Annotated in this window: 9 protein-coding genes; 6 read left to right on the top strand and 3 right to left on the bottom strand. The window is 70.5% G+C overall.

The genetic code is table 11. From position 1 onward, the window contains the following. The first annotated feature begins 60 nt into the window (after positions 1-60). Positions 61-2769, top strand: a complete 2709-nt coding sequence (gene polA, locus OG966_RS10585; RefSeq protein WP_326649241.1) for a DNA polymerase I — start codon at positions 61-63, stop codon at positions 2767-2769. A 27-nt stretch (positions 2770-2796) separates the two neighbouring features. On the opposite strand, the gene OG966_RS10580 is transcribed toward polA, so the two are convergent. Then, the gene (locus tag OG966_RS10580; protein ID WP_326649239.1) at positions 2797-3654 is read right to left on the bottom strand and encodes a DUF4184 family protein; all 858 of its coding nucleotides are present in this window, start codon (positions 3652-3654) and stop codon (positions 2797-2799) included. A gap of 197 nt (positions 3655-3851) precedes the next feature. Between OG966_RS10580 and OG966_RS10575 the strand changes: the two genes are divergently transcribed. The 3 genes from OG966_RS10575 (at position 3852) to OG966_RS10565 (ending at position 6865) form a co-directional block, all read left to right on the top strand. Beyond that, positions 3852-5525, top strand: a complete 1674-nt coding sequence (locus tag OG966_RS10575) for a lytic transglycosylase domain-containing protein (protein WP_326649237.1) — start codon at positions 3852-3854, stop codon at positions 5523-5525. 200 nt (positions 5526-5725) lie between these two features. Continuing rightward, a complete protein-coding gene (locus tag OG966_RS10570; RefSeq protein WP_326649236.1) occupies positions 5726-5863 on the top strand; it encodes an SPW_0924 family protein in 138 nt (45 codons plus the stop codon). 12 nt (positions 5864-5875) lie between these two features. Next, on the top strand, positions 5876-6865 hold the full coding sequence (locus tag OG966_RS10565; protein ID WP_326649235.1) for a DUF3068 domain-containing protein: 990 nt from the start codon (positions 5876-5878) through the stop codon (positions 6863-6865). 109 nt (positions 6866-6974) lie between these two features. On the opposite strand, the gene hrpB is transcribed toward OG966_RS10565, so the two are convergent. Both hrpB and OG966_RS10555 read right to left on the bottom strand, forming a co-directional pair. Beyond that, entirely contained in the window at positions 6975-9575 is a 2601-nt protein-coding gene (gene hrpB / locus OG966_RS10560; protein ID WP_326649233.1) for an ATP-dependent helicase HrpB, read from the bottom strand. A 104-nt stretch (positions 9576-9679) separates the two neighbouring features. Next, positions 9680-10492 carry a class I SAM-dependent methyltransferase gene (locus OG966_RS10555; protein WP_326655150.1) on the bottom strand — a complete coding sequence of 271 codons (813 nt, stop codon included), beginning with the start codon at positions 10490-10492 and terminating at the stop codon, positions 9680-9682. Between the two features lie 343 nt (positions 10493-10835). On the opposite strand from OG966_RS10555, the gene rpsA reads away from it, so the two are divergent. Then, complete coding sequence (gene rpsA, locus OG966_RS10550; protein ID WP_326649232.1) at positions 10836-12338, top strand: 30S ribosomal protein S1; 1503 nt, start codon at positions 10836-10838, stop codon at positions 12336-12338. 251 nt (positions 12339-12589) lie between these two features. After that, on the top strand, positions 12590-13528 hold the full coding sequence (locus OG966_RS10545) for a PAC2 family protein (RefSeq protein WP_326649231.1): 939 nt from the start codon (positions 12590-12592) through the stop codon (positions 13526-13528). The last annotated feature ends 14 nt before the right edge of the window (positions 13529-13542 follow it).

The following is a 13542-nucleotide window of genomic DNA, read 5'->3' as shown; positions in this document are numbered from 1 at the left end:
CTGGGTGCCCCGATCCTGCCACGGTCGGGAATGTCAGTGGTACGTGGCAGGATCGGGGCCGTGGCTGAGACGGCATCGAAGAAGACCCCAGACAACCGACCGCGCCTGCTCCTCATGGACGGGCACTCCTTGGCGTACCGGGCGTTCTTCGCGCTGCCCGCGGAGAATTTCACGACCGCGACCGGTCAGCCGACCAACGCCATCTACGGCTTCGCGTCGATGCTGGCGAACACGCTGCGCGACGAGTCGCCCACGCATTTCGCGGTGGCTTTCGACGTCTCACGCAAGACGTGGCGCTCGCAGGACTTCCCCGAGTACAAGGCGAACCGCTCCAAGACCCCGGACGAGTTCAAGGGCCAGGTCGAGCTGATCGGTGAGCTCCTGGACACCATGAACGCCGTGCGGTTCGCGGTGGACGGCTTCGAGGCGGACGACATCATCGCCACCCTCGCCACCCAGGCCGAGGCCGCCGGCTTCGAAGTGCTGATCGTCACCGGCGACCGCGACTCCTTCCAGCTGGTCAGCGAGCACACCACCGTGCTCTACCCCACCAAGGGCGTCTCCGAGCTGACCCGCTTCACCCCGGAGAAGGTCGAGGAGAAGTACGGCCTCACGCCTCAGCAGTACCCGGACTTCGCCGCCCTGCGGGGCGACCCCTCGGACAACCTGCCGGGCATCCCGGGTGTCGGTGAGAAGACCGCCACGAAGTGGATCAGCCAGTTCGGTTCGTTCGCGGAGCTGATGGAGCGCGCAGAGGAGGTCAAGGGCAAGGTCGGGCAGGCCCTCCGCGACCACCTGGACTCCGTCAAGCTCAACCGCCACCTCACCGAGCTGGTGCGGGACGTGGAGCTGCCGAAGGCCGTCGCCGACCTCGAGCGCGCGCCGTACGACAGGAGCGCGCTGAAGGGGTTCCTGGAGGTCCTGGAGATCCGCAACCCGAGCCTGCGCGAGCGGCTCCTCGCGGTCGACCCGGGCGCCGAGGAAGAGGAGGCCCCGGCCCCCGCCGCCGGCGTCGAGCTGGACGGCACGGTGCTCTCCACCGGCGAGCTCGCCCCCTGGCTCGAGCAGCACGGCGGGCAGCCGCTCGGCGTGGCCACCGTCGACACCTGGGCACTGGGCACCGGCAGCGTCGCCGAGATCGCGCTCGCCACGGCCGCGGGACCTGCCGCCTGGTTCGACCCCACCCAGCTGAACGAGGCCGACGAGCGGGCCTTCGCCGACTGGCTCGCGGACGCCGGCCGGCCGAAGGTCATGCACAACGCCAAGGGCGCCATGCGGGTCTTCCCCGAGCACGGCTGGAGCGTCGACGGCGTCACCATGGACACCGCGCTCGCCGCCTATCTGGTCAAGCCCGGCCGCCGCTCCTTCGCGCTGGACGCGCTCGCCGTCGAGTATCTGGGCCGTGAGCTCGCCCCGGCCGCCGCCGACGGCCAGCTCGCCTTCGGCTCGGACGAACAGGCCGAGGCCGACGCCCTGATGGCGCAGGCCCGCGCGGTCCTCGACCTCGGCGAAGCGTTCACCGCCCGGCTGATCGAGGTCGGTGCGGCCGACCTGCTGCACGATATCGAGCTGCCCACTTCGGAGCTGCTGGCCCGGATGGAGCGGCACGGCATCGCGGCCGACCGCTCCCATCTGGAAGCGATGGAGCAGCAGTTCGGGGGTGCCGTGCAGCAGGCGGTGAAGGAGGCGCACGCCGCCGTCGGGCACGAGTTCAACCTCGGCTCGCCCAAGCAGCTGCAGGAAGTCTTCTTCGGCGAGCTGAATCTCCCCAAGACCAAGAAGACCAAGACCGGTTACACCACCGACGCGGACGCGCTGGCCTGGCTGGCGGCCCAGACCGAGCACGAGCTGCCGGTCATCATGCTGCGCCACCGTGAACAGGCCCGGCTGCGCTCCACCGTCGAGGGCCTGATCAAGACGATCGCGGCCGACGGCCGTATCCACACCAGCTTCAGCCAGATCGTGGCCGCGACCGGCCGGCTCTCCTCCACCGACCCGAATCTCCAGAATGTGCCGGTGCGCACGGACGAGGGCCGCGCCATCCGCCACGGCTTTGTCGTCGGCGAGGGCTTCGAGTCGCTGATGACCGCCGACTACAGCCAGATCGAGCTGCGCGTGATGGCGCATCTGTCCGAGGACGAAGGCCTGCTGGAAGCGTTCGCCTCCGGTGAGGACCTGCACACCACCGTCGCCTCCCAGGTGTTCGCCGTGGAGCGGTCCGCGGTCGACGCGGAGATGCGCCGCAAGATCAAGGCCATGTCGTACGGACTGGCGTACGGCCTCTCGGCGTTCGGCCTCTCCCAGCAGCTGAACATCGAGGCGGCCGAGGCGCGCGGCCTGATGGACACCTACTTCGAGCGGTTCGGCGGAGTCCGCGACTATCTGCGCCGCGCCGTCGACGAGGCCCGCGCCACGGGATACACGGAGACGATGCTCGGCCGACGCCGCTATCTCCCCGACCTCAACAGCGACAACCGGCAGCGCCGCGAGGCCGCCGAGCGGATGGCGCTCAACGCCCCGATCCAGGGCACGGCCGCGGACATCGTCAAGATCGCGATGCTGAACGTGGACCGGGCCCTGCGCGAGGCGAAGCTCTCCACCCGGCTGCTGCTCCAGGTCCACGACGAAATCGTCCTGGAGGTCTCGCCGGGCGAGCGCGACCGGGTTGAGGAACTGGTCCGCAGAGAGATGTCCTCGGCCGTGTCCCTGCGCGCACCGCTGGACGTCTCGGTCGGCGTCGGCCCCGACTGGGAGTCCGCCGCGCACTGACCGGACCGTGTGCCTTCCGGCTCGGGATCAGCCCGATCCCCTGCCGGAACGCACCGGCGGCAGCGAGGAGCCGGGAGCGTCCGCGCGCGAGCGGTGCCGCAGCCGCACCCCCACGGCATACAGCACCAGCCCCAGGGCGAGACCCGCGCCCGCCCCGAAGCACGCCGTCGGGATGATGTCGAGCGGCGTGTGGATCTCTCCCCAGTACGCGTACCAGCGCAGGCACCGGTGCACGCCCCCGGCCGCCACGCACCCCGCCAGCAGCGCCCAGGCCCACCACCGCTCCCGCCCGTGCAGTACGGGGAGGGAGTCGGGCGCCTGGGAGCGGGGCTGCCGCCACAGGGCGGACCCGGTGAACCAGCCGAGGACCAGCAGGGCGAGCGCGGAGCCGCCGTACTGGAAGTAGAGATACATCGGGAAGCCCGCCACCACCTCGCCGAGCAGCGGGAAGACCTTCATGCCCCAGCGGTCCAGATGAGTGAAGCTGTCCCACACCACATGGGTGGTCGATCCGAGGACGGCCGAGACATAGAACAGGGCCGCGAGCGTGGGGAGTCCACGCCCATGCCAGTCCTGTCCCCGGACAAAGGCGTAGGCCCTGCCGCGCCACGCGTGCGGCACCAGGGCCAGCAGCGGCTCGCGCAGCAGAAGCCACACCCCCGTCAGCGCCGCGGCGATCAGCACGTCCACCGTGAAGATGCCGACCACCGAGTGCGTCACATCGCCGAACTCCATGGCGCCCGGGATCGCGGTGTCGGCGAAGTAGGTCATGTCGGGGGCGAACGAGCCGGCGACGAGTGCCGACGCGACGAGCGGTCCGCGCGCGGTCCCGTCTCTCCTGATGCCCGGCAGCACCGCCGCGGCATGGCTCAGCGTGAACGGCATGGTGTCCCCCTGGACCGTCGTCGATCAATGGCGCCCAGTATGCGTGATGTTGCCGATCCGGAATCCGGGCGACCGGGAGGTGGCGGCTGGGTGAAAAACGGTCAAGGTCCGGTGTCCCGCGGCCCGTAGTTGTCGTAGGGTCACGTGAGTCCGCGCTGGGGAGCGCGAACAACCGCCGACGGGGAGGGAACAGACGTATGGCAGCGCAATTCGGCCGCCGACTGCGCAAGGGAGCGACGACGACCGCGGTTGCCGCGGTTGCCGTGGCCGCACTCTCCGCCTCGCAGGCGCCCGGCGTCACGCACGCCGCCTCGGGCGGCAGTCGGGAAGCGTCCGAGGCGACCCCGCCCCCCGGCACCCCGGTCACCGGCAACTCCCCGTACTACACCGACCTTCCGCCGCTGAACACGCCTGACAAACCGGGTACTTCGATAGATCTGCCCGCGACAGGCACGGCCGAAGCGGGCATACCGGCTACCGTCCTCGCGGCCTACAAGCAGGCCGAGCAGACCATCGCGGGCTCGGATCCCGGCTGCCATGTCCCGTGGCAACTGCTCGCCGCGATCGGCAAGGTGGAGTCCGGACAGGCTCGCGGCGGCAACGTCGACGCCAACGGCACCACGCTCTCCCCGATCCTCGGGCCGGTCCTCAACGGCGTCGGCTTCGCGAACATATCGGACACCGACAACGGCGCCTACGACGGCGACGCGACGCACGACCGCGCGGTCGGCCCGATGCAGTTCATCCCCTCCACCTGGGAAAAGTGGGGCGAGGACGCCAATAGCGACGGACGCAGGGACCCCAACAACATCTATGACGCCGCGCTCGCCGCGGGACGCTACCTCTGCGCCGACGGCCGCGACCTGGCGGTCAAGACCCACCTCGACCGCGCGATCCTCGGCTACAACCACTCGCAGGAGTATCTGCGTACGGTCCTGTCCTGGTTCGAGTACTACAAGCGCGGCACCCATGGGGTGCCGGACGGCACCGGTGTGCTGCCGGTCGGCAGGACACCCGACAGTTCGGTGCCTGCGCCGACCCACATTCCCACGCCGGCCCCGTCCACTCCCGGCAGCACCGGCCCGACCCCGACCCCGACTCCCTCGCCGTCGAAACCGGGTGGCCCGGGCGGAAAGCCCACCCCGACCCCGACCCCCACGCCGACGCCGACGCCGAGTCCCTCGCCCGTCACCCGTCTCGAGGACGCGGGCACCACGGAGCTGGCCGCCATGGCCGGCCACGAGTTCACCGCGCGGCCCACGGTGCGGGTGAAGAACGCCGCAGGCCGGACCGTCCCGCTGCAGGCCGTGGGCTTCGAGATCGTCGGCGACACGGATGCCCTTTTCGCCGGCGGGAAGAAGAGCGTCGTCCTCCACACCGGGGCGGACGGAACGGTCACGGCACCGGTCCTCCAGGCCGGTGAGAAGACCGGCACGTTCACGGTCCGGGCCAAGGTGGTGGGCCCACGGGTGCCCGTCGTCGACTTCACCGCGACCGTCACAGTCCGGGCCGCGGACGCGATCGCGAGGACCGAGGAAAAGGTTCTGACCGCCGCCCCCGGCACCGAGTTCGCAGACGCCGTCGAGGTCAAGGCCACCTACAAGGGCGCCATCGCCTCGGGTGTGGCGGTGACCGCCACCATGATCACCGCCGCGGACGACCCGGCAGTCAACGACAAGGGTCCGTACTTCAAGGACGCCGACGGCAAGACGGTCCGCACGCTCACCGAGCTGAAGACCGACCCCAACGGAGTCCTGAAGCTCCCGAAGATCTATGCGGACGATGCGACGGGCACCTTCCTGCTCCGTCTCACCACCGCCGGCGGCGCGACCGTGACCATTGAGCTCAAGGTTGCCGCACCGGCTGCCTGACCCGGCCGCCGGACCCGCCGGACTGCGCTCCCGCACCGCCCCTCTGCCGTGACAGGGCAGAGGGGCGGTTCGATGTGCCGGCGGTGCAACGTGTTCTCATCTCGCGGCCGGATTGCTACGGTGCCCTCGCCCTGACGCCGTATCAGATCCGAATCCGATCCGGATACGGGGTCCGATCCGAACTCCCCGGGAGGCCGAGCATGCGTGCCCTCGTCGCCGCCGCCCTCGGGCTGGCCGCCGCCTTCGCCCTCGTCCTCACCATCACCGCGATCGGCGCCCCTCCCGGCGAGACCTCGCCCGAGCCGCTGCTGACCACCGTCCCGGGCCCCAAGAAGTAGGAGGGCCGGACCATGCGCCGCAGAGCCAGCCTCGTACTCCTCGCCTTCGCCGTCTTCTTCACCGCGCTCTCGCCACTGCTGCGCTGGTACGCCTTCCCTCGGCTGGTGAAGATCCCGCCCAGCCAGTACCAGGAGATGGTGCTGGAGGCGAAGCCCGCGACCCTGCTCGACTACGGCACCCTGCAGGCGAAGCGGGTCGAGAAGGTCACCATCGTGCAGACCCTCAAGGGCAATGTGGAGGAGTCCGAGAAGATCGAGCGCAGCGCCGGCCGTGACGTCGTTGTCTGGGACTCGCTCTCCTACGTCCAGGGGCCCGACGGCAAGATGGTCTCCCAGATCCCCGAGCGCTACATCTTCGACGCACACAGCCAGGCGCCCGTGCACGCCACCGGCGAAATGGTCGACGGCGACGCGGTGCGGCGCGAGGGCATCGAGTTCAAGTGGCCGTTCCTCACCGAGAAGCGGGACTACCAGTACTTCGACGCCCAGGCCCGTACGTCGGCGCCCATCCACTACAAGGGGACGAAGAAGTTCCGCGGGCTCGACGTCTACTACTTCGAGCAGACCATCCCGTGGACCAAAGTGCCGTACCCGAGAAAGATGCCGATTCCCGGCGTCGACGCGACCACGCTGGAGAAGCAGACCGGCACCACCCGCTGGTACACCACCAAGCGGATGTTCTGGGTCGACCCGGTCACCGGCGGTCCCGTGAACGGCGAGGAGATCCACCGGGAGGAGCTGCGCGGCGGCACGCTGCTGGGCGGCCGGGACAAAGTGACCGCGTTCGCCGGGCATGTGAGGATGCGCCCGGACTATGTGGACTCCACTGTCGAACTGGTCAAGTCCCAGCGACAGTTGGTGCTGCTGATGACCTCGTACCTGCCCTGGGGCTTCCTGCTCCTGGGCGGTGGACTGCTGGCCCTCGCGCTGGTCCTCGAGGCGCGCGGCCGGCGGCCGCGCGCCCCGGCCGAGGAGCGCGAGCCGGAGCCGGTCCCCGCCTGACCGCACCCTGCGGCCCGCCCCCTCGGCTCCCGTGATCAGCCCCGGATCGGCTGATCAGGCCGTGATCCGCTCCGGATCGGCCCCGGATCGGCCCCGGATCGGCCCCGGATCAGCTTCCGGCTTCCCTGCCGAGCCGCGCCTTGGTGTGCCGGGTCGGCTCCGCCGTTGACGGGTCCTCGGGCCAGGGATGCTTGGGGTAGCGACCGCGCAACTCCGCGCGTACGGACCGGTATCCGTCCTTCCAGAAGGACGCCAGGTCCGCGGTGACCGCCGCGGGCCGTCCGGCGGGGGAGAGCAGATGCACCAGCACCGGCACGCCCGAGACCGTGGGAGTCTCCCGAAGACCGAACAGCTCCTGGAGCTTCACGGCCAGGACCGGCTGAGCCCCGCCGTACTCCACCCGGATCCGCGAGCCGCTCGGCACCTCGATCCGCTCCGGCGCCAGCTCATCGAGCCGGGCCGCGTCGCCGCTCGCCCATGGCAGCAGCCGCTGCAGCGCCTGACCGGCCTGGATACGCCCGAGATCGGCCCGCCGCCGGGCCCTGGACAGCTCCGGTTCCAGCCACTCATCGGTACGGTCCGGCAGCGCGGCATCCGACACATCCGGCCAGGGCGCGCCCAGCTCCCGGTGCAGAAAGGCGAGCCGCTCGCGCAGGCTCTGCGCCTCCCGCGTCCAGCGCAGCAACTGGAGCCCCTCGCGCCGCAGCCCCTCGAGCAGGGCTTCGCGTACCAGAGCGGGGTCCGGATTCTTCAGCGCGCGCACGGAGAGCTCGACGGCCCCGAGCCGCTCCACCTCGCGGGCGACGACATCGCCGTTCTCCCAGTGGACCTCCTCGCCTGCGACGAGCAGATGCGATGCGGCAGTACGCGCCGTGTCCTCGTCGATGACGGCGGCGAGGCGCACACGCGCCGAGGCGGCGTGCGCGGGCCGGTCCGCGACGGCGACGGCGAGCCAGGGCGCGCTGCGCAGCCGCGACCCGTCGGCGAGCTCGCCCCCGGTCCCGGAGGCCATCAGAAACGCGCCCTCGCCCCGGGCACGGGCCACCCGCTCGGGAAACGCGAGCGCCGCGACGAGGCCGGCGACGGCGTCGTCGGAACCAGGCCCCGCCGGCGATCGAGGCGCGGAGTCCGGGGCGGAGCCCCGCCCACTGCCGAGCCGCGAAGTGTCTGAGGAGGAAGCGTCGGAAGAGGAAGGGGCAGGGTGGGGACCGGGCAGCGACGACGCCAGCCGCCGGGCCTCCTGCCGCCAGCGCCCCGCATACCCGTCGCCACCACGGCGCGCCGTGCGCCAGGCCGTGGCCAGGTCGTCGCCGTACTCCCGCGGCGGCTCCTCACTGAGCAGCGCGACCACCTCGGCCGCCCGGCGCGCGCCCACCTCATGCGCGCCGTCCAGCAGCGCCCGCGCCAGCCGCGGATGCAGGCCCAGCCGGGCCATCCGCACGCCCCGTTCGGTCGCCCGGCCCGCCGCGTCCAGCGCGCCGATGGCGGCAAGAACCGAATGCGCCGCGGCCAGCGCGCCGGCCGGAGGCGGGTCGAGCAGCGCCAGGCCGGAGGCCGTCGGATCGCCCCAGCACGCCGCCTGCAGCGCGAACGCCGTCAGGTCGGCAACCTTGATCTCGGGCGAAGGGAAGCGAGTCAGCCTGGCGTCCTCCGCCTCGGTCCAGCAGCGGTACACCGTGCCAGGAGCCTCGCGGCCGGCCCGCCCCCCGCGCTGCCGCGCCGTCGCCTGCGAGGCCCGCAGTGTGGTCAGCGCGCTCAGGCCCCGTGCGTGATCGGTACGCGGCTCGCGCGCCAGACCCGCATCCACGACGATCCGCACTCCTGGCACCGTCAGGCTCGATTCCGCGACCGAGGTGGCCAGCACCACCCTCCGTCCTTCCGAAGAGCCCGCGAGCACCGCGTCCTGCACCGCCGCCGGGGCTCGCCCGTGGACCTGGAGCACCTCCGCCCCGATCTCCGCCAACTGCCTCGCGACCCGGCCGATCTCACCCACTCCGGGAAGGAAACACAACACATCGCCCGCGCGCTCGGCCAGCGCCCGCCGCACCACCGAGGCCACATGCGTCAGCAGCGCCGGATCGACCCGCATGCCGTGCGGCGGCCGCACGGGCTGCGGCGGCGGCGCCCAGACCACTTCCACCGGATGTGCGATCCCGGCCGCCTCCACCACCGGCGCATCGCCGAGCAGCCGCGCCCAGCCCTGCGCGTCCGTGGTCGCCGAGGCCGCGACCAGCCGCAGCTCCGGCCGCAGCGCGGCCCGTACATCCAGAAGAAACGCGGCCACGGTGTCCGCGTCCAGGTGCCGCTCGTGGCACTCGTCGAGGATCACCACGTCGACCCCGGCCAGCTCCTGGTCGCGCTGCAGCCGCTGCAGCAGCACACCGGTGGTCACGACCTCCACCACCGTCCCGCGCCCCACGACCCGCTCGCCGCGCACGGTGAAACCGACCTTCCCGCCGACCTGCTCGCCGAGCAGCCACGCCATCCGCCGGGCCGCGGCACGCGCCGCGATCCGCCGCGGCTCGGCGACCACCACACGCCGCACAGGACCGCCACCCACCAGCCCGGACAGCACCAGCGGTACGAGCGTGGTCTTGCCGGTCCCGGGCGGCGCGCACAGCACCGCGCAGCCGTGCGTGTCGAGCGCACGCCCGAGCGCGGGTACGGCGCTCTGTACGGGCAGGCCGGCGAGGACGTCTTCGCGGATCACCGCCCCAGTCTCGCAAGATGCCGGGACGGCTGATTCAGAAGGTGGCGTTCAGTAGGTCGCGCCATGCCCCCGACGCGACGGGGACGAGCGACCACCGCCCGGCCTCAGTCGCGCTCGCAGACGAAGATCGCAGTCCCCGGGATCAGATGTCCGCGCAGCGGGGACCAGCCACCCCACTCCTGGCTGTTCCAGGCAGGCCACTCCGGCTCGACCAGGTCCACCAGCCGGAAACCTCCCGCCACCACGTCCCGGACCCGGTCGCCGAGTGTCCTGTGGTGCTCGACGTAGACCGCGCGCCCCTGTTCGTCCTGTTCGACGTACGGAGTGCGGTCGAAGTACGAGGAGGCCACCGAGAGACCCTCGGGCCCCGGCTCGTCGGGGAAGGCCCAGCGGATCGGGTGTGTGACCGAGAAGACCCACCGCCCGCCCGGCCGCAGTACACGTCGTACCTCCTGGAAGACCTTCACCGGTTCGGCCACGAACGGAACCGCGCCGTAGGCCGAGCACGCCAGGTCGAAGGAGCCCTCCCGGAACGGCAGCGCCCCCGCGTCCGCCTCCACCAGCGGTACGCGGCCGGCGCTGTCGCCGATCCGGAGCGCGTGCTGGAGCTGACGGTGGGAGAGGTCCAGGGCCACCGGGCGCGCGCCCTGCGCGGCCAGCCAGCGCGAGCACTGTGCCGCGCCCGCGCCGATCTCGAGGACAGCGAGTCCCTTCAGCGACCCGGCGGGCCCCAGCAGACCGGCCTCCGCCTCGTCGAGACCTTCCGGCCCCCAGACGAAACGGTCGTCCCCGAGGAACGCACCGTGCTCGGTCTGGTACTCGTCGGCGTTCCGGTCCCACCAGCCGCGGCTGGCGCGGCTGCTCTCCGAGTCCCCGGCATTACGGCGGGTGGCTTCCGGCTCAAAATCTTGGAACATCGTCACCGTCGTTGTAGTTTGCGTTCAGCGCGACCACTGGCGGCCTGGCGGCCTCGGCAAACATTAGTTGTGCCGGGTATGGGACGTTCCGCCCCGGGTGTGCGCCTTCGCGCATTGACCGTGCCCGGCTGCCCCCGTATGCTACAAGTTGCGCTGCGGGCCTGCGCGCCTCAGACAGAGCAGGCCGCGCTCGCATCTGTATGCATGTCCCCTCGGTTCACGAGGCGCCGCCCAGGTTTCTTGGGTCGGCGCTTCCCAGGCTGTCCGGCTTCTGCAGCTGCGATACGGGCTCTCGGCGTAGCAGTACCTACGACTCACCGTCCGTACCGGAGCCCTTACCCACATGACGAGCAGCACCGAGACCACCGCCACCACTCCGCAGGTAGCGGTCAACGACATCGGTAACGAGGAAGCCTTCCTCGCCGCGATCGACGAGACGATCAAGTACTTCAACGACGGCGACATCGTCGACGGCGTCATCGTGAAGGTCGACCGGGACGAGGTCCTGCTCGACATCGGTTACAAGACCGAAGGTGTCATCCCGAGCCGCGAGCTCTCGATCAAGCACGACGTCGACCCGAACGAGGTCGTCAAGGTCGGCGACGAGATCGAAGCCCTTGTTCTCCAGAAGGAGGACAAGGAAGGCCGCCTGATCCTCTCGAAGAAGCGCGCTCAGTACGAGCGTGCCTGGGGCACCATCGAGAAGATCAAGGAAGAGGACGGCATCGTCACCGGTACCGTCATCGAGGTCGTCAAGGGTGGTCTCATCCTCGACATCGGCCTCCGTGGCTTCCTGCCGGCCTCCCTCGTCGAGATGCGCCGCGTCCGCGACCTCCAGCCCTACGTGGGCAAGGAGCTCGAGGCGAAGATCATCGAGCTGGACAAGAACCGCAACAACGTGGTCCTGTCCCGCCGCGCCTGGCTCGAGCAGACCCAGTCCGAGGTTCGCCAGACGTTCCTCACCACCCTGCAGAAGGGTCAGGTCCGCTCCGGCGTCGTCTCCTCGATCGTCAACTTCGGTGCGTTCGTGGACCTGGGTGGCGTCGACGGTCTCGTCCACGTCTCCGAGCTCTCCTGGAAGCACATCGACCACCCCTCCGAGGTTGTCGAGGTCGGCCAGGAAGTCACCGTCGAGGTCCTCGACGTCGACATGGACCGCGAGCGCGTCTCCCTGTCGCTCAAGGCGACGCAGGAAGACCCGTGGCAGCAGTTCGCCCGGACCCACCAGATCGGTCAGGTCGTCCCGGGTAAGGTCACCAAGCTCGTTCCGTTCGGTGCGTTCGTCCGCGTCGACGAGGGCATCGAGGGTCTGGTCCACATCTCCGAGCTGGCCGAGCGCCACGTGGAGATCCCGGAGCAGGTCGTCCAGGTCAACGACGAGATCTTCGTCAAGGTCATCGACATCGACCTCGAGCGTCGTCGCATCAGCCTCTCGCTGAAGCAGGCCAACGAGTCCTTCGGTGCCGACCCGGCCTCGGTCGAGTTCGACCCGACGCTGTACGGCATGGCCGCGTCGTACGACGACCAGGGGAACTACATCTACCCCGAGGGCTTCGACCCGGAGACCAACGACTGGCTGTCGGGCTTCGAGACCCAGCGCGAGGCGTGGGAGACCCAGTACGCCGAGGCGCAGCAGCGCTTCGAGCAGCACCAGGCCCAGGTCATCAAGTCCCGCGAGGCCGACGAGGCCGCTGCCGCCGAGGGCGCTGCTGCCCCGGCCGGTGGTGCCCCCGCGGGTGTCTCGGGCGGTTCGTACTCCTCGGAGTCGGACGACAACTCCGGCGCCCTGGCGTCGGACGAGGCCCTGGCTGCCCTGCGCGAGAAGCTGGCCGGCGGCCAGAGCTGACGCTCTGCCCCAGCTGGTGACTAGCTGAAAGTAAGGCCCGCTCCATCTGGGAGCGGGTCTTACTTCATTCCGCACTGCTGCATTCATTCCGCGGCGGCTCCTGCCTGGCCGGCCGGCAGGTCCGGACCGGTTCGGTGTGAACCCCCCTCTCGCTAACTCGGCTTCCCCTCCGAGGTGTTCATCGCGGCAGGCGGGAATGCCCGTACGTCACCACGCGTTCTCCTCTACGAACACGAGGAGGAGCGGTAATCGTGCTGGATCCGCAGGATTTGTACGAATGGGAGCCGAAGGGCCTCGCGGTCGTCGACATGGCGCTCGCGCAGGAGTCGGCGGGCCTGGTCATGCTGTACCACTTCGACGGATACATCGACGCGGGTGAGACCGGCGAGCAGATCGTCGACAACCTGATCGAGACGCTTCCCCACCAGGTCGTGGCCCGCTTCGACCACGACAGGCTCGTGGACTACCGGGCCCGACGTCCACTGCTGACCTTCCGGCGCGATCGCTGGAGCGGCTACGAGACCCCGACGCTCGACGTCCGGCTCGTCCAGGACGCCACGGGCGCACCGTTCCTGCTGCTGTCGGGACCCGAGCCGGATGTGGAGTGGGAGCGCTTCGCCGCCGCCGTCGCACAGATCGTCGAGCGGCTCGGAGTGCGCCTCTCGGTCAACGTGCACGGCATCCCGATGGGCGTGCCGCACACCCGCCCTGTCGGCCTCACCCCGCACGGCAACCGCACGGACCTCATGCCGGGTCACCGCAGCCCCTTCGACGAGGCGCAGGTGCCGGGTAGCGCGGAGTCGCTGATCGAGTACCGCCTGATGGAGTCCGGCCACGATGTCCTGGGCGTTGCCGCGCATGTGCCGCACTATGTCGCCCGTTCCTCGTACCCGGACGCGGCGCTGACCGCCCTGGAGGCGATCACGGCCGCGACGGGCCTGGTCCTGCCGGGCGTTGCGCACTCGCTGCGTACCGAGGCGCATCGCACTCAGACCGAGATAGAGCGGCAGATCGGCGAGGGAGACGAGGAGTTGGTGGCGCTGGTGCAGGGACTTGAGCACCAGTACGACGCCATGGCGGGCGCCGAGACCAGAGGCAGTCTGGTCGCCGAGCCGGTGGACCTGCCGTCCGCCGACGAGATCGGCCTCGAATTCGAACGCTTTCTCGCGGAGCGGGAGGGTGACGCGTAGAGCGCTCGCGTAGG

Source organism: Streptomyces sp. NBC_01750 (assembly GCF_035918095.1).
Classification (GTDB): domain Bacteria; phylum Actinomycetota; class Actinomycetes; order Streptomycetales; family Streptomycetaceae; genus Streptomyces.
The sequence above is the reverse complement of the archived record's forward strand: the minus strand, read 5'-3'. Positions and strand labels throughout refer to the sequence as shown.